At 47.0% G+C, this 22688-nt stretch carries 16 protein-coding genes; 14 read left to right on the forward strand and 2 right to left on the reverse strand.

The genetic code is table 11. The features are described from left to right. The first annotated feature begins 284 nt into the window (after nt 1-284). Both PGL01S_RS09020 and PGL01S_RS09025 read left to right on the forward strand, forming a co-directional pair. Nucleotides 285-7868 carry a neuraminidase-like domain-containing protein gene (locus PGL01S_RS09020; protein ID WP_127493666.1) on the forward strand — a complete coding sequence of 2528 codons (7584 nt, stop codon included), beginning with the start codon at nt 285-287 and terminating at the stop codon, nt 7866-7868. Nucleotides 7869-8086: 218 nt separating this feature from the next. Next, on the forward strand, nt 8087-11617 hold the full coding sequence (locus PGL01S_RS09025) for a Tc toxin subunit A-related protein (RefSeq protein ID WP_127493668.1): 3531 nt from the start codon (nt 8087-8089) through the stop codon (nt 11615-11617). Nucleotides 11618-12105: 488 nt separating this feature from the next. On the opposite strand, the gene PGL01S_RS09030 is transcribed toward PGL01S_RS09025, so the two are convergent. After that, nucleotides 12106-12564: a cupin domain-containing protein gene (locus tag PGL01S_RS09030; RefSeq protein WP_127493670.1), complete on the reverse strand. Its 459-nt coding sequence runs from the start codon at nt 12562-12564 to the stop codon at nt 12106-12108. Nucleotides 12565-12824: 260 nt separating this feature from the next. Here PGL01S_RS09030 and PGL01S_RS09035 point away from each other — a divergent pair, with 260 nt between their 5' ends. The 11 genes from PGL01S_RS09035 to PGL01S_RS09085 all read left to right on the forward strand — a co-directional run bounded on the left by PGL01S_RS09035 (nt 12825) and on the right by PGL01S_RS09085 (nt 21546). After that, complete coding sequence (locus PGL01S_RS09035) at nt 12825-14198, forward strand: FAD-dependent oxidoreductase (RefSeq protein WP_127493672.1); 1374 nt, start codon at nt 12825-12827, stop codon at nt 14196-14198. 124 nt (nt 14199-14322) lie between these two features. Then, nucleotides 14323-14658: a thioredoxin family protein gene (locus PGL01S_RS09040; RefSeq protein ID WP_127493674.1), complete on the forward strand. Its 336-nt coding sequence runs from the start codon at nt 14323-14325 to the stop codon at nt 14656-14658. 36 nt (nt 14659-14694) lie between these two features. Then, nucleotides 14695-15024 (forward strand): putative quinol monooxygenase, encoded by a 330-nt coding sequence (locus PGL01S_RS09045; RefSeq protein ID WP_127493676.1) that lies wholly within the window; start codon nt 14695-14697, stop codon nt 15022-15024. 159 nt (nt 15025-15183) lie between these two features. Beyond that, nucleotides 15184-15909: a pirin family protein gene (locus PGL01S_RS09050; protein WP_127493678.1), complete on the forward strand. Its 726-nt coding sequence runs from the start codon at nt 15184-15186 to the stop codon at nt 15907-15909. A gap of 12 nt (nt 15910-15921) precedes the next feature. After that, nucleotides 15922-16257: a hypothetical protein gene (locus PGL01S_RS09055; protein WP_127493680.1), complete on the forward strand. Its 336-nt coding sequence runs from the start codon at nt 15922-15924 to the stop codon at nt 16255-16257. A 92-nt stretch (nt 16258-16349) separates the two neighbouring features. Beyond that, complete coding sequence (locus PGL01S_RS09060) at nt 16350-17219, forward strand: alpha/beta fold hydrolase (protein WP_127493682.1); 870 nt, start codon at nt 16350-16352, stop codon at nt 17217-17219. 209 nt (nt 17220-17428) lie between these two features. Further along, nucleotides 17429-18067 (forward strand): NAD(P)H-dependent oxidoreductase, encoded by a 639-nt coding sequence (locus PGL01S_RS09065; protein WP_127493684.1) that lies wholly within the window; start codon nt 17429-17431, stop codon nt 18065-18067. Nucleotides 18068-18088: 21 nt separating this feature from the next. Further along, the gene (locus PGL01S_RS09070) at nt 18089-18772 is read left to right on the forward strand and encodes an NAD(P)H-dependent oxidoreductase (protein ID WP_280525704.1); all 684 of its coding nucleotides are present in this window, start codon (nt 18089-18091) and stop codon (nt 18770-18772) included. 270 nt (nt 18773-19042) lie between these two features. Further along, entirely contained in the window at nt 19043-19744 is a 702-nt protein-coding gene (locus tag PGL01S_RS09075) for a Crp/Fnr family transcriptional regulator (RefSeq protein ID WP_127493686.1), read from the forward strand. Between the two features lie 158 nt (nt 19745-19902). Continuing rightward, nucleotides 19903-20589 carry a Crp/Fnr family transcriptional regulator gene (locus PGL01S_RS09080; protein ID WP_127493688.1) on the forward strand — a complete coding sequence of 229 codons (687 nt, stop codon included), beginning with the start codon at nt 19903-19905 and terminating at the stop codon, nt 20587-20589. A 123-nt stretch (nt 20590-20712) separates the two neighbouring features. Further along, on the forward strand, nt 20713-21546 hold the full coding sequence (locus tag PGL01S_RS09085; protein WP_244935551.1) for a sulfite exporter TauE/SafE family protein: 834 nt from the start codon (nt 20713-20715) through the stop codon (nt 21544-21546). A gap of 117 nt (nt 21547-21663) precedes the next feature. Here PGL01S_RS09085 and PGL01S_RS09090 read toward each other — a convergent pair whose 3' ends face one another. Beyond that, complete coding sequence (locus tag PGL01S_RS09090) at nt 21664-22011, reverse strand: putative quinol monooxygenase (protein WP_127493690.1); 348 nt, start codon at nt 22009-22011, stop codon at nt 21664-21666. 269 nt (nt 22012-22280) lie between these two features. On the opposite strand from PGL01S_RS09090, the gene PGL01S_RS09095 reads away from it, so the two are divergent. Further along, on the forward strand, nt 22281-22613 hold the full coding sequence (locus PGL01S_RS09095) for a thioredoxin family protein (protein WP_127493692.1): 333 nt from the start codon (nt 22281-22283) through the stop codon (nt 22611-22613). The last annotated feature ends 75 nt before the right edge of the window (nt 22614-22688 follow it).

The following is a 22688-nucleotide window of genomic DNA, read 5'->3' on the forward strand; positions in this document are numbered from 1 at the left end:
GACGCGCGGACGTGGCGGGCAGGACGTATCTCTTCGCCGTCAACCTCGCCATCCGCAATCGGCGACAGTTTTCACTGTCGAACTGCAGCACCTACATGTTCAAGTCGGTAAGGGGCTACTTGGACAAACTGATCGCGTTTTTCATTACTTCCAATACGTATTATCGGGTGGAGAGTATCGCTATGACGACTTTACCGCTGAGTAAGATGTAAGAAAAGTAACTATTCCAGGATGGTGTACCTAGTCGATTAGCTCAAATGTAAAGTATCAAAAGGAGGCCCTCCATGAACAAAATTATTTTTCCCCTAAAACCAGGAGACCGAAGCCCGGAGGTCGGCGATCTGCAAGACGCGCTGCAGCTATTCCTGGATAAAGCTATTATTATGTCTGGTAATGACAGTTTCAGGCAAGAGCTAGCTGCAATGATGCAGCAAGAGCGCGTTGATCAAGTATATAAAGATGGCACAATTAAGCTGGTCAGCATCTTTCAAGAGGAGCGGCACCTGGCAGACAGCGGAGTCGTGGATGAGACGACAGCTGCTGCTATCAATGAAATCCTGCAGGAGCTAGGAGTATTGAATGAAGGATTGGCTCAATTGGCTGATGCGCTGAAGGCGCAAGTTCAAACATTGAACTCGATCAACGCCGGAACAGACCATCTGGCGAGTATTGACGAGAAGATCGGTTCGCTTGGGAGAGCAGCCGCTCGGCTCTCGCTCAACATGCAAGGCGAAGCGGTCAGAGACCTTCATGCCAAATTGGTGAGCCTAGGTGCTACGCTTCCGGCGGGCGAGACGGAGAGCGGTATCTTCGGCGTCGGCACGCGCGATGTGCTGCTGCAGCTGCAAGCTAAATTTGACCTTGCCCAGACAGGCGTATTGGATGACGGGACGCGAAACGCTCTTCTCACTGCTGTCGGGGGCACCGTTCTTCCGAGACGAGTTGAGGGACGTATCTTTCTGGAAAACGGCTTGCCCGCTGCGAAGATTACGCTGCGCATCGTGAACAAAGGCTTCGGCGAGGACGAGACTTTGCTCGGCGAGATCGAGACAGATGATCAAGGCTTCTATGTTTTGCCCTATGACTTGGACAATTCGGCCGCACATATCGAAGTGAGGACCGTTGACTCAGATCTTCAAGAAGTTCGGCTCTCCATTCCGAAGTTTAACGCAGACCGATATGAAGTGCTCAACCTTGTTGCGCCTTCCTTCATTAAATCTCAGACCAACGAATTTTTATTGATGACGGGCGATCTTGGGAAAATCATCGGCGAAGACCCTGGCAAGCTCGCTCGGGCGCAAGAGAAAGGAAACAACTATGATTTGTCGATGCTCAATGAATCCACCAATTGGGACGCGCGTTTAATCGCTAGAGCCGCGTCTGCCGCCAAGCTCAGCACGATAACGGGTATTCGGCACGATGCACTCTATGGCGCAATCCGCGCCGGGTTGCCTGATGATCCCGAAGCGCTTGCCATGGTTACGCCGGAGGCATTCGCAACTGCCTTGACGCGAGCCCATGAAGCAGGTGTGATCACCCTTAATATGGATCAAATCACCCTAGCAGCCCGATCGTTCGAAGCCTTTGCCCTTGCCGCACGGCGTAAGATGATCGTTCCGGGCGCATTATCAAGCATTGGTGATATGCTGGACAAATTGAATCTGGAACAGACGCACAAGGACGAGTTTGAGAAGCTGTTGATGAAGTATGATGGCGACGACGAACAATTATGGAGGGAAGCCAAGAATAAAAGCATCCCTATCGCCGATTTGCAATTGCAAGGCAAACTGGCCTATTTGACTTTGAATAACGCTCCGCTTACCGAGTCTCTGATGAATGAAATCGGCTCGCAAGAGAACTTGGCGCATTTGGCCCAGAATGATTTATATATGCCAAAAGAATGGAGTACGAGGCTAGATAGCATGGCTAGCGAGGATGGCGTCGTCATCCCCGAGAAGCTTGCTGGACTGATCCCGACCGCTTATGGTCAGAAGGAACTTAACGACCGCCGCGACGCATACGCCGGCGACCTTGCGCGCAAGGTGCGTCAGAGCTTTCCCACTCATGTCATCCAACGGATGCTGGAGAAGAATGATTTGAGTCTGGGTCCGCAGCATGATGATATGAAGGAACCTGTTCAATCTTTATTGAAAAATGCGGCGAACAAGGGATTTCAGCTTGGACGAACGCCGGTGGAACAATTCCTTCAGCATCATGGGGAATCTTTGTTTGATGGGTTCACCAAGGACAATAAACGACTTGCCGAGGACGGGGTCAAGCTGTTGACGCGCGTTTACCAGATGACTCCGAGCGACGATGCAATGGCGAAATTGCTCGAACTCGGCTTCACTTCGGCCAGGCAGGTTGCCTCAATTCCGAAAGCTGCATTTATCGAACGGTACGCTCAAGATTTCGGTTCGCAAGCCGTAACGGATGTTGTTTGGGATAAGAGCGTACAAATTACTTCATCTACGTTTAATATTTACACGCTTGCCAAGAAGGTGGACAGTGCACCAACGATTACGGCGATCACTGGCGCAACGGAACGCCATGAGAACGCCAAGAGTGACTTGAAGTTGCTGCTGAAAGATTATCCGACGATGGAATCGCTCTTCGATTCAATGGATTATTGCGAATGCGAGCATTGCCGCTCTGTTCTAAGTCCTGCCGCGTATTTGGTCGACTTGTTGCGCTTCGTTGATCCCTCCGAACAAGATTGGGAGCATACCTTGAAGGATTGGGAGAAGAATCATAACGGCAAAACATATGCCAACTACAATTATCTAAAGCCATATGAAGCTCTCATTAAGCGCCGCCCGGATATCCCGTATCTGCCTTTGACTTGCGAGAATACCAACACTGCAATGCCCTATATCGATCTCGTAAATGAAATTTTGGAATACTACGTTGCCAATCGTCAAATAGATGCCAAAGCGGTGCGCGATACCGGGGAAGCCACCTCAGCCGAATTGATTGCGGAACCTCAGAACATCATCCCCCTGGCCTACGAAACATTAAAAGACGCTATCTATCCGCTGTCGTTGCCGTTTGATTTGTGGTTGGAGACGGTACGCCGCTTCTGCGACTATTTCGAGACGCCATTTTGGAAAGTATTGGATTCATTTCGGCCGAGCCATGAATTGTTCGTGCCTGTGGAAGAACCGAAAGAAGCCTACTATCGCGTACATATCTTCAGCGAATATCTTGGATTGACTCCCGATGAATATGCCCTGTATACCGCTCCGAATATAGCAAGCTGGCCCAGATTATACGGTTACGACGTGGAGAACGGAATAGAAGCCATCGCTATACTAAAATCGGCCAAAATGCTTTCTCGCAGACTGGATGTAACCTATAAGGAGCTCATTGAGCTTGTGCAGACCGAGTTTGTAAACCCGAGACTGCACACTCTGGTCACGCTGCGCAAGCTGGGACTTGATTTGCAAGAAGTGTTTCGCTACAAGAAGCATCCTGAATATGAGCCGCTTAAACCTGAGGAAGAAGAAGAGTTTGAGCGGTGTCTGACAGAGCTCACCGAAAAGTTCGGGCCTCACTCTGACGTCGCACTTTGGTTGCAACATTCAAGGGAAGCAGGGGATTTCGAGCAAATCGTTGTTTTAAAAGATCTGGATAACTCCGGCAGGTTAGATCAGCAAGAGCTGAGATATGCGGACGGTTCAGAAGTGGATGCCTCGTTCTTCCTCAAATTGAATGTATTCGTTCGGTTATGGAAGCGGCTGGGCTGGACGATGGAGGAGACTGATCTTGCACTAACCACTTTTTGTCATCTTCCCGTCAACGAAGAAATCACCGATGTTAAATTGGGAAATGCGATGCAAACCGCACTCGTTTATTTGGCGCATCTCAAAGAACTGTCGGAACGGCTTCAAACAGGCAAAGATTCGCGAATCAAGCTGCTGATGCTGTGGTCGGAGCGAATGCCGACGAAGGGTAAAAACTCGTTGTACGCGCAGCTGTTCTTAACTCGCAACATCCTGAAAGAAGATGCTGTATTTGACGACCCATTGGACAACTATCTAAGCGACCCGAAATTATTTCTTGCAGATCATTTACCTGCGATACAAGCCGCGTTGAACGTAACGGCAGATGAGATTGCCCTGATCCTGAAAGATAGCAACAAGGATGAAGAGAGAGATATCCATAAAGCCAAACTACTGCTAACCAACATTTCTACGCTTTATCGCTATGGTCTGTTGGCCAAAGCATTGAAGTTGTCCATCAGCGAATTGATTATCTTAAAGGCGCTTAGCGGATTGAATCCGTTTCATCCGCTCAGTCCGAATGCGCTGAGCAGCATCGAGGACGATTATCCGCTCGAGCAAACGCTTGATTTCGTACGCCTCGTGCAGGAAGTCAAGGGCAGTGCATTCACAGTCAGCGACCTGAATTACCTGTTCCGGCATCGGATGGATCCGAACGGCAGCTATCGCGAAGACGGCAGCTCCAAGGATTGGATCAGGCTATCGGCGGCGCAGCTGCGTGCCATTGCTGCCGACTTCGCCGTACCTGATAACGCGGCTAGCGTGAGCGATGACGAGCTTCGTCAGAAGATGGGGATGGCTTTTGCTCCCGATGTCGTTGAGCAGTTGCTAGACAAAGCAGTGTATAGCGCGACGAAAGAACACGTGCTCCCAACGCATCGCCTCGACCCTGCTATTTATGGGAATAACGGCGTGAATGTTTCATATGACGACATACGACAACAACAGAAGGTAACGTATACAGGTGTTCTGACCGCTGCTGATAAAACCGCATTGCTTGCCGCGATCCCGGAACCGTTACCGGGTGAACAAGATTCCATTGCTGCGCGTCAAATGTATTCGGAGCTGCTCGATGAGATCTCGATAAACTCAAGTGCTCAATTCGAGGTCTTCTTCAGCAAGAACTTCGATGGACCACTGAAATTCAATGAGCTCTATGGTGACACGGTAAATTTATCGCGAGATGCGAAACGCCAGCAGATATTGGCGACCATACTTCCTCTCCTTCAAGCGAAACTTACTCGCAAGGCAATCGTGCAAGCGATGACGTTGCAGACCGGCGGCGATCCAACGTTGATCGAAACACTGATGACGAACGAGAATTTTCTTGCTTTACCTAATGCAACCGATAAGTCGATTCTGTCCATACTTGAAGGCCTAAGCCAGCGAGGCTTTAGTGTGAAGCTTAACCCTTCTGATACTGAGGATCTGATCCAAACCATCGGGAACATTGAACTCTTGGACGACGACGAACGCCAGGAAGTGGTATGGGAGGGCTTTATCGAAGTCCCGCAGGAAGGAGAGTACCGTTTCTATGCCAAATTGGGCATGAAGGCTGCCAAAGTTGAGCTTTCTATTGACCAGACAACCGTTGCGTTTACGCAAGGCGGCATTGCTTCGGAAGATGGCGAGGAGCTGTTCGCGATTATTAACTTGAAGCCAGGTGTGCTTTATGACTTCCATTTGACAGCCACCAACTTGCAAAAAGGTTCTTTCCAATTGTTAATCAAAGGTGAGACCACGCCTAAAGCGCAATTGAGTAAGCTTGTGGTCACGATCCCGAAGGCAGTGTGTATTGGAGCGGAGCGTGCATACACCATGACAGCCAAAGCACTGCAGCTCGTGCTAGGGCTCGGCTTGAGCGAGAGGGAGGTTCGCCACATTCTGACGAATCCGTCGGACTTTGGCGGCGTGAATTGGCGTCTGTTGCCAACGGAGAAACAAAGGGCTAGGGAAGATTCAGGTGAGGAAGATCAGGATGAGCAAGCTTTCGCTGCGGCCGTGGCGAGTTTCAGCGGATTTAGGCCTTTGATACATTATGCTTCGCTTAAGCGCGCACTGGCAGGCGGAGGTGATGACCTCATCGCCATCTTCGAATATGCCCGATTGCGTTGCGAAGACAATGAGAAGGACTCAAGGATAGAAGAGTTATGTGAACGTATCGCGACTCTGACAAGGAGACAGGGTAGTGAAGTGCAACTGGCAGCAGCCGAACTTAAGATGAAGGAACCCGTACAATTCGCGGACGAAGAGTTGGTGGGACGTTTGTGGCAAGCGCTGCAAATCGTCGAAAGGTTCGGGATATCGGTGTCGACATTGAAGAAATGGCTCACCTCTCGGCCGGATGCAACCGTTGCCATGAATATTCGTAGGACGGTAAAAGCTCGCTTCGAGCCGGAGACATGGCAACGATTCGCACGAGCGATCTTCGACCCGTTGCGCCAACGTCAGCGCGATGCGCTGGTCGCTTACATCATGCACACGAACGAGCAATTGGTTAGCGTCGAGAAGCTGTTTGAATACTTCTTGATCGATCCCGGAACCGAGCCGGTTGTGCAAACCTCGCGGCTTCGGCTGGCCATATCATCGGTGCAGACGTTTATACAGCGCTGTTTCTTGAACCTTGAGCCTAGTGTTCATCCTTCGGTACTGAACGCGCAGCATTGGAGCTGGATGAAACGCTATCGGTTGTGGGAGGCGAACCGCAAGATTTTCCTTTACCCCGAGAACTGGCTTGAGCCGGAGTGGCGTGACGACAAAACCCATTTGTTTCAGGAGCTGGAGAGCAGTCTGTTGCAAGGCGATGTGACGAATCAGCTCGCCGAGGATGCGCTTTATGTATACCTGAAGAAGCTCGACCAGTTGGCGCGGTTAGAAATTGTAACGATGTACGTGGAGGAGAAGCCGTTAGGTCCACCAACTATTCACGTGATCGGACGCACCTATATGTCGCCGCGACAGTATTTCTATCGAAGCTACGCTCATCACATGTGGACCCCTTGGGAGCCGGTCACGGCAGATATCGACGGCGATCATCTTGTTGCAGTCGTGTGGAGAGAGCGACTTCATTTGTTCTGGCTAACCTTCATGGAGAAGGTAGAGGAGTCTACGACAGGCCCGACTATAAACGAGAAGAGCCCGCTAGGCGAGACTCCGTTAACAACGTTAATTAATAACGTCGTAACGGTCTCCAAAGGTGCGGTTAATCGAAGTCTCGATATTCAACTGAGCTGGTCCGAATACTTTCAAGGCGAGTGGTCGGTACGGGAATCAAGTGGTTTTGGGAATACGATCACTTCTCAGCCCTTTCTTGCAAGCGAAGTATTTGTAACCGTGTCAAAGGAGGAGGATTCGGATGCAGGTACAGATGCGGTTCGAATTCATTTGAACGGTTTAGAACACGACTTCAAATTGACTAGCAAAAACGGCGTTCCCCAGTTCGGACCAACTAGCTTGTCGACTGCTCCTTCACCATACTCGGTTAACGAGACGTCATTTAATCGTTACAAAGGGGAGACAGCATTAGCGGTATCATTCGTACAGCAAGTGGTAACGACAGACGGCGTCACGCAAGCCGATCCGCGCGCGCCGCACACCATTATGTCCAATATAGACAAATTTACGATATTACAGGCTAGTAATCCAATGAGTTGGCCGAATGAGGAGTTTGCGCCGCTAGTCAGTCCTGTTTTTTATGCCGACGATAGGCATACGTTTTTTGTAGAGCCGTCTTTGACGGAGACAACGGTCAAGACGTGGCAGGGCTATATCCATACCGAGAAGTCTCTGCGACCGCGCTGGAACGATTTTATTCTGCATCCGCCTCACGATCTCTTCCCGGTGATTCCGCCGAAATATAACCAGGTATTCGTGAAGCAGCCTCAACCTAGACCCGAATTGATGAGATCCGTTTCGCTGTATAGCATTAAACCCAATGTAGACGCGCAAACTCAGCCCAACATTGCCATGCAGTTCGGCGATGTCATCATCGGAGCCAAAGGCCGCATTCAAGAGACGGAGCAAATATCCCACGTCATCACCAGCGCCGGCGGCAGCATCAATCTGAGGAATAGAGGTGCTAAATGATATTGAATAACCAACGTGTGAAGGCTGCTCCATTTCACGGATTGGCGGACTCAGCTGCCGTCAAGTTGTTAGGGCCTCTTAACAATTTTGTCGAGGTCGAAGAAACCACAATGGGCGAACACCTTATTCTTACCAAATCTCGAACTCTCCGCTATCATATTTACCCTCATTTTCATCCCTATGTCGGAGAATTGGCAAAGCGGTTGATGGAGGGATCGGTGGCAGGATTGCAGGCTGCCGACACCGACTATGTGAAGAACAATGACGGGACGTATCAGACGCTGCCGTTTAGCTTTCAGATTGCCTTGCCGAATGGTCTGGCTTTGCAATTACCGCGGCCGGGCCAACCGACGGAGATCGAACCGATCACGCTGCAAGGAAGCGTAACGGTTGCGATTCCCGACGGTGTTGAAGTGAGGCTGGTTGGCGGATTGAAGACGACGCTGCCCGGAAGCGTCATTGCCACTGATCAACAACGGGGCATAAGGGTCGTGCACCAGAATGGGACCGCCGCCGATCTTGAAATCGGCGATGTCGTTATCCTTGAGTCCGAAAAGGTAAAAGTGGCCTTGCCGGAAGCCATTCTCATCATCGGCGAAGATGGGCAACTGCGCCGGCTAACCGAGCCCGGCATCGTTGAATTGCCAGTGGGGACGAACATCAAGCTGTTGGGCGGCAAGCCGCGCCCGAAGCTCTATCGGGAGATTTTCACCGAGACGCAATATTCGCCTACGGATCTGGTGCAGCAGCCTTACCCTGTAAGAGACCTTGACTTTACTTCGAGCGGTGCTTATTCCGTCTATAACTGGGAGCTGTTCTACCACATTCCGATCGCTGCTGCCATACATCTAAGCAAGAACCAGCGCTACGAGGAAGCACAGCGGTGGTTCCACTTTATCTTTGATCCTACGGACAGCAGCGACGGCGCGACGCCGGAACGCTTCTGGAAAGTGCAGCCGTTTCAGTACACGGAGGTCAAACAGATTGAAGAAATACTTGTGAATCTATCCGCAGGAACCGACTCAGCGCTGCAGAATGACACGATCAATAGCATTGGGGCTTGGAAGGATTCTCCGTTTCGGCCTCATCTCATCGCACGGTACCGCCATACAGCTTATATGTATAAGGCTGTAATGGCTTATTTGGACAATTTAATCGCCTGGGGAGATGACCTGTTCCGGCAGGATACCGGCGAAGCCATCAATGAGGCAACGCAGATTTATGTGCTGGCAGCGTTGATTCTGGGCGATCGGCCGCAAGCCGTGCCTAAGAAAGGGTCTCTGGCACCGCTAACTTATGCCTCCGCGCGCGGCAAGTGGGATGAATTCGGCAACACGCTGGAGAAGATGGAGAGCGAGATTCCGTTTGATCTAGCCCCTCTTCCCATGACGGGCGGCGCCATCGATCAATTTGCGACTTTAAGCACGATTGGGACGTCGTTACATTTCTGCGTGCCGCGTAACGACAAGATGATGAGCTATTGGGATACGGTCGCCGACCGCTTATTTAAGATCCGCAACAGTTTGAACTTGCAAGGCATCTTTCGCCAGCTGCCGTTGTTCGAGCCGCCAATCGACCCGGCATTGCTGGCCAGGGCGGCTGCGGCAGGGTTGGATATCGGAGCTGTCATCGCGGGAATCAACCAACCGCTTCCGTTGGTGCGCTATCAATTACTTGTGCAAAAGGCAGGAGAGATATGCCAGGAAGTCAAATCGCTGGGTAACAGTTTGCTCTCTGCGATGGAGAAGGAGGATAACGAGGCACTGTCGATCCTTCGCGCCAGGCACGAAAAAGTCATTCTGGGCCTAGCAGAAACGGTAAAATATGCGCAATGGCAGGAGACGATCAAAAACCGGGAAGGTCTCGAGACATCGCTCTTCAACGCGGCTCAGCGTTACATCTATTATGAACGCATGCTCGGCAAACCGGAAAGTGAAATCGCGATTCCGGGTATGGATGCGCTGGATGCGGACAGCTTCGAAAAGTTTAAGTTCAAGAGCTCCGAGCCGGAAGTTGTCGGCCGAACTTATGAAGTGGATATTGCGCAAGATTTGGGAGAATCAGGAGGTAAGATTGTGAGCAGCTATGAAGCTGAGGAATTGGACAAATCTAGTTCTTCAAGAATGTGGCATGATATAGCAAAAGCCTCTATTCTGCTTGGGGAAGGTCTGTCCGTGTTACCGGATTTCAATATAGACTTCCACTTTTGGGGACTAGGGGGGCATGCCACCAAGGGCGGTACGGATCTTTCCAGAACGGCTCGTCTTGCTGCTGATTTAGCCCTTGAATGGTCCGATCACTTGAACTATCAAGCGGGAAGAGCGGCCAAAATAGGTAATTACGCCCGCCGAGAACAAGATTGGCTTCAACAAAGCAATACGGCAGCCGGCGAGATCAATCAGATCTTCAAACAATTACGAGCCGCGCAAATTCGCGAAAATATCGCCGAGCGCGAGTGGCGCAATCACCAGCAGCAAATCAAGCATTCGCAGGAAATCGAAGATTTCCTAACCAACGAAAAGAACGGCAAAAAAACCACTCAAGCCTTTTACGCTTGGTTAAAGCGCGAGGTACGCGGTTTATATGCGCAGGTATTCCAGTTTGCTTTCGATGTGGCGAAGAAAGCCGAATGCGCATTGCAGCACGAATTGGGTAAGCCCGATCTCACTTTCTTGCAGTATGGCTATATGTCCGGCAAGGAAGGATTGCTTGCAGGCGAGAAGCTGTATTTCGACCTGAAGCGCATGGAGATGGCTTATCACGAGTTGAATAAGCGCGAGTATGAGCTGACCAAACACATCAGTTTGATTCAGGTGAATCCGCTGGCCCTCATTGAGCTGCGCACGACGGGGAGAACGACGATACAACTGCCTGAAGCCCTGTTCGATATGGACGGACCTGGACATTATTTCCGGCGGATAAAAAGCGTGGCGATAAGCATTCCTTGCGTGGCGGGCCCTTACACTTCCGTGAATTGCTCATTGATTTTGACCAAGAGCTCCATTCGCAAGGAAGTCGGAGTGGGAGACGGCTATGCGCGGCTTGGCACGGAAGACAGCCGATTCAGTGATTATTATGGCAGCACGCAAGCCATTGTCACGAGCACAGCCCAGAACGACAGCGGGATGTTCGAGACCAATCTCCGGGATGAGCGCTATCTTCCATTTGAGAACATGGGCGCCATTAGCGAATGGGAGCTAGAACTGCCGACTAAACTGCGCCAATTCGAATATGACACGATCAGCGATGTGATTCTTCACCTTCGCTATACGGCTCGCGAGGGCGGCGGTTCGTTGCGTAGAGAAGCCGAGAATAGCCTCAATAGTCTGGCTGAAGTTGCTCAGGCGCCGGGCTCGGTTCGTCTATTCTCCGTGCGTCATGAGTTTCCGGTAGCGTGGGCAAATCTGCAAAGCCAACAACCAAGCGACACCAAGAGGTTCGAATTGGAGATCCGTTTCAAAGACGAGCATTACCCATTCTGGAGCAGGGACCGCCATAAGAGAATCGAGAGAGTCGAGATATTGGCGCGTAGCAAAACAGAGAACCCGCTTCCCCCAATTGTGGAAGTTTTCGAAAATGGAAGTAAGAATACTGATAAGAAGAAGGGCATGTTAGTGGCAGAAGGGAGTTTATATCGCGGAATTTTGTCTGACGGCTTGCCTGCAGCGCCTGTTGGAGATTGGAGCCTCTATTTCAATACAAAATCGATGTCCGACATGTGGATTGCTCTGACATGGTCCTCGACCTAACAATCATATTCAATGCTGCGATTTGTGAAATAACCCTCGATCTGATCATCGGGGGTTATTTTGTATGTTCTTTGTGTTTGTATGGGGCTTTAATTACTCGTATGCAATTTGTGTATAAAAATACAAGGGCGCTTTTTGCGGATATTATCATTAATTATGAAAATTCGTCCCACTTACGATCAAGTGTCCAATAATTTTTCTCATTAATTAAGGAAACGCCCCTTGATAAATCAAGATTTTCCGCTGCTGTTTTCTCGGTAATTATGACGCCACACACCACCAGCGTATGCTTATCTAATTGATTGGACATGAATATAAATGAAAAGAGTGAATTTATGCTGATAATTAATAAGGTGGACTCTCTTGAATATATGACCTCTAAGAACTAAAGTAATCTCAAAAAAATAGCGACTGAACAGGAAACTTCTGTTCAATCGCTATTTTTATTCTAAAGCGGCATCTGAGCGAGAATTCGCCTGCTCGTGTGCTTAGCCCAATTTGATTCCAATTGTTGCATTGTCATCCGGTGTTCCAAGCCAGTAGCCGTAGGCGATAGCGACTTGAACAAAATGTTGCAAAACTTCCGGCGAAGGAGGACCTGGTTGAATCGTATCAGCTGGACGGCCGATTTCAACGAAGAAATCTCCCATTTTCGCAGTCGAGGCGACCAGCAATTTGACGGTTTCATTCGTGGAATTTCTCCAAGCGTGCTTCACGTGGCCCGGAATATCGACCGTTTGTCCAGCATGAACGGTTTGCCAGCTGTCATTTGTAAAAGCTTCGAGTTGACCCTTGAGAACGACAAAGGTTTCGCGGTCATCGTGGCTATGAACTGGAACGACCACACCTGGCGGAACTTCCGCTTCCATAAGGCTGTACTCCCGATTTTCCGCTAAGTCAGTCAAAAGTTTGATACGTGGTCCCATAACATCTAAAAACGTCGACATAGTTGTATTCCTCCATAATGTGTATTGTATTTTGTGCTATATTTCGTTCTGACCCGATATAAGCTTCCTTTCATGTTCGTTATTATAGCCGTAATGTTCTTTCGGTTCTGTAATCTATTTTACGAGAAACAATTTTTATGTAATCTTTCATATTCCTTCATCGGGATTGCAGTAGCCGAAAATAATGATGCTTTATGGTGAATGCAGCAATTGAATAGAGGTAATATTACTCGATAGCGAATAGAAAGAGGAGGACTCATGTGGAGCATTTCGAGGCAATTATTATTGGTTTCGGAAAAGGCGGGAAAACGTTGGCCGCAGCTTTGGCTGATCGAGGCAAGAAAGTTGCAGTGATCGAACAGTCCAAGATGATGTACGGAGGCACCTGTATTAATATCGGCTGCATTCCGACAAAGGCGTTGGTGCATCATTCAAAGCTTTCCCAGTTGAAGAGACTATCGAGTTTCGAGGATCAAGCCAGTGAATACCGTTCAGCCATTAACAAAAAAACGGAGTTGATCGCTGCCATGCGGCAAAAAAACTTCGAAAACCTCGATAAGAAACAAACAGTAACACTTTTTACCGGTAAAGCTTCTTTTGCATCTCAGCATGAAATCTCCGTACAAACGGAGACCGGCAATGTGATGCTGCACAGCGAGCAAATCTACATTAATACTGGAGCAACTACTGTCATACCCGAAATTGATGGGATCCAGGAAAGCAAACATGTTTACACTAGTACTTCATTAATGGAACAGACAGCCCTTCCAAAACGACTCGTTATTATTGGTGCCGGTTACATAGGATTGGAATTTGCTTCCATGTATGCCGGTTTTGGCTCCGAGGTTATCGTTCTGGATTCGCATCGCAACTTGCTCGAAAGGGAAGATCGAGATATCGCGCAAGCCGTACAAAGCTCATTAGAGAAAAAAGGAGTGACATTTCATAACGCAACTATCGAATCCGTGAGAGATGTGGAACATGCCGCAATCGTTACATATGCAGAAGCCGATCAAAAGCGGCAAGAAACAACGGATGTTGTCTTGGTTGCAACGGGTAGGAAACCGAATATTGAAGGTTTGCAACTTTCTAACGCAGGAATTGCGATTACCGACCGGGGGGCAATCCAAGTGAACGAGCGTTTGCAAACAACTGTCCCTCACATCTTTGCGATGGGTGATGTAGTAGGCGGGCTACAGTTCACATACATTTCGTTGGATGACCAACGGATCATTATGGACCATTTGTATGGAAACAAACGTCGGACAACTCAAGACCGGCAATTCGTTCCTTATTCCGTCTTTATCGACCCGCCGTTGTCTCGTGTAGGATTAACGGAACAAGAAGCTGTCGCATCTGGACATGAAGTGAAAATTGCGCTCTTGCCGGCCGCAGCCATACCTCGAGCTAAATTGAGCGAAGAGACGGAGGGACTCTTAAAAGCGGTCGTCGATGCGCAAACGGATCGAATCCTAGGCTGTACGTTGTTTTGTGCCGACTCTCACGAGATGATAAATATCGTTCAAATCGCAATGGTAACCGGACAGCCCTATACCTTCTTAAGGGATCATATTTTTACCCATCCTTCGATGAGCGAATCCTTGAATGATCTATTTCAAATGATTTCGCACTGACCGGTGGAGACTGGGGAATGTTTGAACATCGGTTGGATTTATGATATCGAACTTCTGTAACTTAGATTACAGAAATATGTCGTATGCTGCGCTAAGATGAGCACATAACAAGGAGGGATGCACAATGAATAGAATTGAAAATGAAGCGCAATTCCAAGAACAAATCGGTCAAGATAGCTATACCATCATGAAGTTCGACGCAACCTGGTGTCCGGATTGTAAAAATCTTGATCGTTTTATCGGAGATATCATCAGTGAAAATAGCGACAAAACCTTCTTCGCCGTCGATTCGGAACAATTCGAGACGCTCGCAGAAAAGTATGACGTTAGAGGAATACCAAGCTTGCTTGTATTCAAGAATGGTGAGAAATTGGATCACTTGCACAGCAAGTTTGCAAAAACTCCAGCTCAAATTAGGGAATATCTGAGTAAGTTGGATTCACCTTCAAAAGATCAATAAACAAAAAACGATGGAACAGGAATAGGGGGAGTCATTGTGTCCAATCAACAAGTTCAACTAAATATTCGCTTCAAAGCTAAACCAGGGAAAAAGGAAGAATTCCGCAAGGCGTTATCTTCCCTTATCGAAGAAATGTCATCCGAGAAATCATTCATCAGTGCTATCGTCTCCGATGATCTGGATCAGCCCGATGATTTAGTCATTTATGAAACATGGCATGGCACAAGAGACAGCTGGATTGCAGAGGAATTCACCAAGCCATATCGTAAGAACTACGAAGGAACTCTAAGCGATTTAATCGTTGATAGAAATGTTAGTTGGCTAGAACCTAAGGGTGAATGGGGAAGTCAAATCACAAACGCGTAATCATACGGGTAATCGTTTTTCAGTTCAGGCAGAGGAGACTAATTACAGCTCCCTGCCTGATTTTCATATCCCGGCGTACGGAGGATCGGCACCTGTTGTAGAGGAATGATCCTGTTCCATTTCGATTCAGTAAAAATGTAAACACAAGGAGAGAGCGTAATGATTAACGTATACCCCGCAGAATCGAGACATTCCTTCGATCTGGGTTGGCTGAAAGGCAGCCATAGCTTTTCATTCGGTAATTACTTCGATGAGGAGAATACCGCGTTTGGCCCGTTAAGGGTCCTGAACGATGATACGATTTCTCCAAAACGTGGTTTTGGCGCACATCCGCATAGCGACATGGAGATTCTTTCAATTGTTCTTGATGGAGCGCTCCGTCACGAGGACAGCTTAGGAAACGTGATGGTGACGACATTTGGTGGCGTTCAGCGAATGTCTGCTGGTACTGGAGTGGTGCATACCGAACATAATCCTTCGGATACCGAAGATGTCACGCTGCTTCAGCTCTGGTTCGAGCCAGAAAGAAGAGGATTAGCGCCGTCTTATGAGACAACGAAGTATGATCCGAGTTTGCTCCCCGGACGGTTGCTGCCGATCGCTTCCAGCAATTCGGTTGAACATTCGGTTGCAAAATTGCATCAGGATATGACTGTTTATCTAAGTAAGCTGCAAGCTGGCTCAACGGTGTCATTTCAACAACAACCGGGAAGAAGGGTATTTTTGTTCGTCATTGAAGGACGGCTAGAGGTAACCGGCACGAACGATGCAAGGACGCTGCTGTCCAGACGGGATTCCGCGCGCCTCGTGAATGAAACCGATTTGAAGCTTGAAGGAGTACAAGAAGCAGATGAAACGTTCTTTATGTTGATAGACTTGCCTTAAGGAGGAGCCATAATGCCCAGATTTTTGATCAAGCATGCTGTAGGCGGGAGGACGTTCGTAGATACTGATGCTAACCCGCAAATTCAATTTGTAGTGAAGGAACTAGATAAAGGCAGAAAGCAGATAACCGTCTATCTTCCTGTGGAGTTGGAACCGGAAATAGCTGAGTTGCTAAAGTGGAGACAAGAACTGAATGTGTTTATATTTGACGAGCTTGAGAATGGGCTTCAGCAGAAAACCTGGTTTTATTCGGGAGATGGCGACTTTCATTACAATGAGACCGATCGAGTCTTAAATATCGGCAGCAGCCGCGATATTCGTTATTTGCCTTCCAATTTCCTAGAGTAGTATCAGTAAGAAACGCTATTCAAGGTCTCAGATGGGCGATCTGTTCATATTCATACTAAGACGGTTGAACTTGCAAGGAGGGGGAGCTATAGATGTCCTTGGCTGTGCAGTATAAGAAAATGAACATCGAAGGGATAGAAGTCTTCTTTCGCGAAGCAGGAAATCCGCGGAACCCGGCGATTATTCTTCTTCATGGATTTCCGAGTTCATCCCATATGTTTCGGGATTTGATACCGCTACTGGCCGATTGCTATTATGTCATTGCACCAGACTATCCCGGATATGGAAACAGCAGCATGCCCTCAGTGGATGAGTTCTCGTATACGTTTGAACATCTTTCATTGGTAATAGAACAATTGATTAATGGACTTTGCATTCCTCAGTATATTTTATATTGTCATGATTACGGTGGCCCTGTCGGTTTCAGGCTCGCTATCCGTCATCCGGAGCGGGTATTAGGCTTTGTGATCCAGAACGCAGTTGCGCATGCTGTAGGGCTTGGACAACCATTTGATTTATTCAAGGCGCTTTGGGCAGATCCAAGTCTAGAGAACAAGAACAAGTTTGCCACGCTTGTTGATGCTGAGTTCACCAAGAAACAATATACCTTTGGTGCGTGCGATCTTTTTCGAATTAGTCCGGACGGTTATATAATGGACCAATATTTCCTCGATCGGCCGGGCAATGGCGCTATTCAGTTGGCATTAGGCTATGATTACCGAAATAACGTGGAGCAGTACCCGAAATGGCAGCAGTATTTACGGACCTATCAGCCTCCAACCTTGATCGCCTGGGGCAAAAACGATTTTATTTTCACCTTGGCGGGGGCATATTCGCTCGCAAGGGAACTAACATGTGTCGAACTCGTGCTTTTATGCGGCGGGCACTTTGTCCTCGAAGAAGAGAGCTTCACGGTTTCTAGATTAATCAAATCATTTTTTCGTCGGGTTTATGGATTTTAGTGAGCAATTATTAAAACAGATGAAACGGATGGCGTTCAGCCGATCCGTTTTTTTTGCGTTGAGCGATAAGGGTTAAATTGGATTTGACGTTTATTTATAAAACATAGTAACATACAAAAAGTAAGAAGCTTAATAAGTGTTAAATGCGTTTATCAACAAAAACGTAACGGAGTAAATTCCGATTAATAAAAGAAAGAAGGATTAAGATTATGTCCACAGTTTTGTATATCACCGCACATCCGAATGAAACCGAGGCTTCGTATAGCTTGGCGGTCGGCAAACAATTTCTTGAAGCATACCAAGCAGCCAATCCGAATGACGATATTGTTCATCTTGACCTGTTCAAGATGGATATCCCGCGCATCGATGCTGACGTATTTAGCGCTTGGGAGAAGTTGGGATCCGGGACGGCATTCAATGAACTGACGATCGCGGAACAAACGAAAATCGCTCGACTCGGCGAGCTGGTTGATCAATTCGTAGAAGCAGATAAATATGTATTCGTTAACCCGACTTGGAATTTCTCTTATCCTCCAGTATTGAAAGCATACATTGACTCGATTTGCGTCGCTGGAAAAACGTTTAAATATACGGAAAATGGTCCTGTAGGTCTTCTAGACAACAAAAAAGCCATCCACATTCAAGCTAGTGGAAGCGTACTTTCCCCGGGCTCCGATTATGCTGATTTTGAAATTGGGCACCGTCATCTGGACGTCATTATGAAATTCATCGGTGTTCCTAGCTTTGACGCTATATTCGTAGAAGGCATGGCGGCAGCGGCAGATCAGGCTCGTCAAATTAAAGAGAATGCCATTCAACAAGCTTGGAAACTTGCAAGAACATTCTAATGTGGAGGGAGCCATATTAACTTGATCCAACTTTTAAAAAAAATCTTCAGCTCTAATCATGACAATGGCCGCAAACATAAAGTGTTGTATATAACGGCTCATCCCAAAAATCAAGACACTTCATATAGCATGTCCGTTGGCGCGGCGTTTATAGAGACATATAGAAAAGCAAACCCTAACGACGAAATCATTCACCTTGATCTGTATAAATCGAACATACCGGAGATCGATGCCGATGTATTGAACGGTTGGAAGAAAGCGGGGGAAGGCAAGCCATTATCCGCTGCAGAACAAATCAAAATTGATCGTTTAAACGAACTCGTGGATCAATTTGTGGAAGTCGATAAATATATTTTTGTGAACCCTATATGGAACTTTTCTTTTCCGCCCGTGTTGAAGGCCTATATCGATTCTATCTGCGTAGCGGGGAAGACATTCCAGTATGTCGCAGGCAAAGGTCCGGTTGGGTTATTGGAACACAAAAAGGCGGTTCATATTCAAGCCAGCGGCAGTGTATTGTCGCCTGGTTCTGACTTTGCCGCTTTCGAGATGGGGCATCGCCACCTGAACGTAATCATGAAATTTCTTGGTGTTCCGAGCTTGGAAGGGATCTTTGTGGAAGGCACGGCATCAGCTTCGGATCAAGCAAAGACGATTATTGACAAAACCATCCGTAAAGCGCGTGAGATTGCGAAGACATTTTAATTATGGAATTGAGGATCAAGCCGGGTCGATATAATCGATCCGGCTTGATTTATGTAGAAAACACATACGACCTTGTGCATTTAATCTATGCGAAAGTCATCCATGAAGAGTCTAAGGAGAACAGTAATATACATTACAACAAAGTGGTTATGATTAGTGATTTTATTTTGGGAAAAACTAAAGCGGTAAAACTGCGATTTCGCACAATTTGAGTGTTATTGTTCAGGTTTGAGATGATCTATACAGAATTCAGGAGGTGGGCACCTCGGAATGTTAGATAAACGATATTACTTATCACAAATGAGCATTTTTGATGTACTGACTCCCGATGACTTAGATGAACTGGATCATATATCTCCGATGACACATTTTAATACTGTCCCTAAAGGGACTATCATACAGAAGCCTGATACTGCTCAAGACGGATTGTATTTTATTAAAGAAGGAAAAGTACGTTTATATAGAATTACTCCGGAAGGTAAGCAATTTACGGTGGTCATTTTAGGTAAGGGTAACATCTTCGGTGAAATAGAAACATTTTCGTTTGGAACGAATGGTTATTACATCGAGACCATGGATGAAACGTTGATCTGTTCGGTGTCTAAACAAAATTTTGAAGGATTCCTTGCTGAACGGCCTTTGCTTGCTATGAAAATGTTAACGGAATTGAGTAAGGTTCTTAAGGATAAGGATGAGATGCTTGAAAAGTTGGCCCTTGGTGATGTCCGAGAGCGCATACTTCATTTATTATTCAAGCTATCCGAACGATTTGGAGTCGAAGATGAGGGGAATATAAGAATCGACTTGCCAATCACACACCAGGATTTAGCGAATATGGTAGGCGCTACTCGCGAAGCGGTTTCTGTTATATTGAAGACTCTTGAGAGGAACAATATTATTCAAACGGGAAGAAAATCGATTTCCATCTCACCCTTGAAAGTAGCGGAAATACTCGAACTTACCTACTCGTGAAGAAAGTAAGAAAGCAAAACATAGCAGCTCCCAATGCGGGGGCTGCTTTTCGTTCCTTTTGTAATCTAGATTACAGATGAGATTCAGCTTGCTAAGCTATGATGGCACTGGAGGGTTTCAAATGAAAAAAAACTTTTTATCGGGAACTAACGGAGCATATGGAAGCTAAATTCAGCATGTCGCAAATTAAGTTATTCGAATCTCTTTCGTCGGCAATAATTGATGAGATGAATCAGGGCATGAATGATTCAAATCTGATTACGAAGCCGAAAAACCACATCATTCAAACACCTGGTCATGAGAAAAATGGTTTGTTTTTCATCATTTCCGGTAAAGTTCGATTCTATAAAACCAATTCAGCCGGTAAAGAATATACGGTTTGCATTCTTGACGATGGGGGAGTGTTTGGCGAAGTTGACTCGTTCTCTTTAGGGAATAAAGGAACTTATGCAGAAACGCTGGAGGGAACGACATTCTATAGAATGCCGAATGAACAATTCGAGCTTCTTATTACCAAATATCCAGAGCTTTCTTTACCCTTCTTATCCGAAATAAGCAGGCGATTGCGACTTCAGGATGAATTAATTGAAAAACTGGTTTTTAGAGATCTTCGAGGAAAAGTACTTTACTTTCTCAACAGACTTTCCAATAAATTTGGTATTGAAGAAGACGGATACCTAAAGATCGATATACCGCTAACACATCAAGAGCTGGCTAATATGATTGGTGCTACAAGAGAAGCTGTATCGCTTACCTTACAAGAACTATCCAACGAAGGAATACTCTTAACCAGCAGAAAAATGATCATGATTCATATTGAAAAGGCAATGAATGAATTGACATGATTGTAATCTTTAGCTGTAGCGTATAAAGCACCGCTTCGTTCACAATAATGGATTCTGTATGACTTGAGAAAACCAAAGACGGTTATTCGATTAAAAATTGAGAGCTACACGAGGTGCAAGTGAGTGTATCCAATAGTAATGTCGTGGGATGTCCCTGCGATGCTAGTGATGTTCATGCTTGGTTTAATCGCTTCGACATTTGGTGCCATTGTGGGTTTAGGCGGTGGGGTTGTAATCGTGCCCGCGTTGCTCCTGCTCGGTCCGTCCATGCTCGGCAAGAACATAGACACGCCGCTGGCAGTTGGCGTATCGCTTGGTGCTCTCGTGTTTACATCGTTTACATCCACGCTAACGTTTGTGAAGGAGGGCAAAGTTGACCTTCGCAGTGCCTTATTCTTCTCGATCTCGAGTGGTCCATTATCGGTATTGGGCGCAAGCCTGACCTCGCTGTTCGATCCGGAAATATTCCGGCGAGCATTCGGGTATTTCATGCTGTTCATGGTCATGCTGCTTCTGTTTCGAAAACACATCAAACCTTATACCGGTAACTGGCGTTATGTGCGGAAATACACCGATAGCGCTGGAGTGGAGCAGGAATACGGTTATAACGTGTTACCAGCATTGTTAATTGGGGGGGCCGTCGGCTTAATTGCCGGATTGCTCGGCATCGGCGGTGGTATATTGCTCATTCCGACCATGCTGCTTTTATTCCGCTTCCCGCCGCATATGGCTACCGCTACCTCAATGGCGGTTATCTTCGTCTCGGCATTGTTCGGCAGCGGCATGCATCTGATCCGCGGTGAATGGGACTGGTTGCTTGTATTGTCTCTGGCCCCGGGAGCGCTGCTTGGCGGCTGGATCGGCGCACGCATATCGCGACGGATCAGCAGCGTGCTGCTGATCCGCATCATGTGCGGCACCTTGCTGCTGTTCGCAGTGAGGATGATTCTTACATAACTCGGGAAAAAGCAAGCCATACAAAAATCCCCTCCAGTTCATGGTGAGTTCGTTGTAAACTCAACATGAACTGGAGGGGATTTAATCAATTATTCATATAACTTCAATTTCACAGTTTCAAGAAAAATGCTTGCCTACCGTAATCGTAGTTCCCCACTCAGCTGTCGGTGTGTAGAAGCTAAGCTCCCTTCCCAATAAAAACTTTGCTGCCTTCGTATAAGGACCTTGACGATAAGCCTTCGATTCCTCTTCTGCCAGCCAAGTCTCTTTTGAACAGTTCCAAATTTCATAGAAGACAATTTCATCCGGATTGTCAACATTCTCATGAACAATTCCATTTACAAATGTCGGTTCTTTTGACATGGTATCAAACAGTGGCTTTAGATTATCAAAAAAGGCTTGTTTGTCCGAGTTCGGCTTTAATTGAAAGCGTGCAATAATTACGCTTTGTTCTTTTGCGTTCATAATAATTACTCCTTTAGAGATGATTTTGTTTGTTTCCCGGGAATACTTCAGATTATATCGAGAACTTTACGAATGGTCTGTATGCTAAATTACAAATCAGGTCTGGCAAAGTTCCACAACATCCGTTTTAGAATTTCCTCCAGCCCATTAGAATTATTCAGAACCCCCAAACACGGACCGTATATATCCGGAAGGAAATGAGAATTGTATAAATTGCATTGCAAGCTGCTCTCTTGAGCGTCACTGGCATCATTACAGGAGGAGATCTGATGAAGGTATTTCCGTTAACAGAAGAAAATTTCCAAGTGCAAATCGACCATGGGATTACACTAGTGGGCTTTTTTAAATCCGAATGTGAGGCCTGCCAACAACAGCTTCCTATCTTAGAAGAGCTAGCCGATGAAGTAAAACATCAGGCAACACTTGTTCAAGTTGATATTGAACAAGAAGGAGAACTTGCCTCGACATATGGCGTAATGAACACTCCGACTTTCATGCTATTTAAGGACGGATACCAAGTAGAAACACTACATGGCTTTCAAAATAAAGAAAATCTGAAGCAGACCATCCTCCGATATTCAGCAATTGGAGATACGTGCTGATCTCATTCTTCAATGATTTTGATGGAGAACCTGTTCGTTATACTGAACAGGTTTTTGTGTTTTTTCACTGTCTCA

It is taken from the genome of Paenibacillus glycanilyticus NBRC 16618, assembly GCF_004000805.1.
GTDB classification, from domain to species: domain Bacteria; phylum Bacillota; class Bacilli; order Paenibacillales; family Paenibacillaceae; genus Pristimantibacillus; species Pristimantibacillus glycanilyticus.

What these genes read in the sequence shown, in the direction of transcription:
- PGL01S_RS09020 (WP_127493666.1), top strand. Translation starts at nt 285, where the DNA reads ATGAACAAAATTATTTTTCCCCTAAAACCAGGAGACCGAAGCCCGGAG.
- PGL01S_RS09065 (WP_127493684.1), top strand. Translation starts at nt 17,429, where the DNA reads ATGTCCACAGTTTTGTATATCACCGCACATCCGAATGAAACCGAGGCT.
- PGL01S_RS09055 (WP_127493680.1), top strand. Translation starts at nt 15,922, where the DNA reads ATGCCCAGATTTTTGATCAAGCATGCTGTAGGCGGGAGGACGTTCGTA.
- PGL01S_RS09075 (WP_127493686.1), top strand. Translation starts at nt 19,043, where the DNA reads ATGTTAGATAAACGATATTACTTATCACAAATGAGCATTTTTGATGTA.
- PGL01S_RS09080 (WP_127493688.1), top strand. Translation starts at nt 19,903, where the DNA reads ATGGAAGCTAAATTCAGCATGTCGCAAATTAAGTTATTCGAATCTCTT.
- PGL01S_RS09040 (WP_127493674.1), top strand. Translation starts at nt 14,323, where the DNA reads ATGAATAGAATTGAAAATGAAGCGCAATTCCAAGAACAAATCGGTCAA.
- PGL01S_RS09050 (WP_127493678.1), top strand. Translation starts at nt 15,184, where the DNA reads ATGATTAACGTATACCCCGCAGAATCGAGACATTCCTTCGATCTGGGT.
- PGL01S_RS09030 (WP_127493670.1), bottom strand. Translation starts at nt 12,564, where the DNA reads ATGTCGACGTTTTTAGATGTTATGGGACCACGTATCAAACTTTTGACT.
- PGL01S_RS09090 (WP_127493690.1), bottom strand. Translation starts at nt 22,011, where the DNA reads ATGAACGCAAAAGAACAAAGCGTAATTATTGCACGCTTTCAATTAAAG.
- PGL01S_RS09060 (WP_127493682.1), top strand. Translation starts at nt 16,350, where the DNA reads ATGTCCTTGGCTGTGCAGTATAAGAAAATGAACATCGAAGGGATAGAA.
- PGL01S_RS09095 (WP_127493692.1), top strand. Translation starts at nt 22,281, where the DNA reads ATGAAGGTATTTCCGTTAACAGAAGAAAATTTCCAAGTGCAAATCGAC.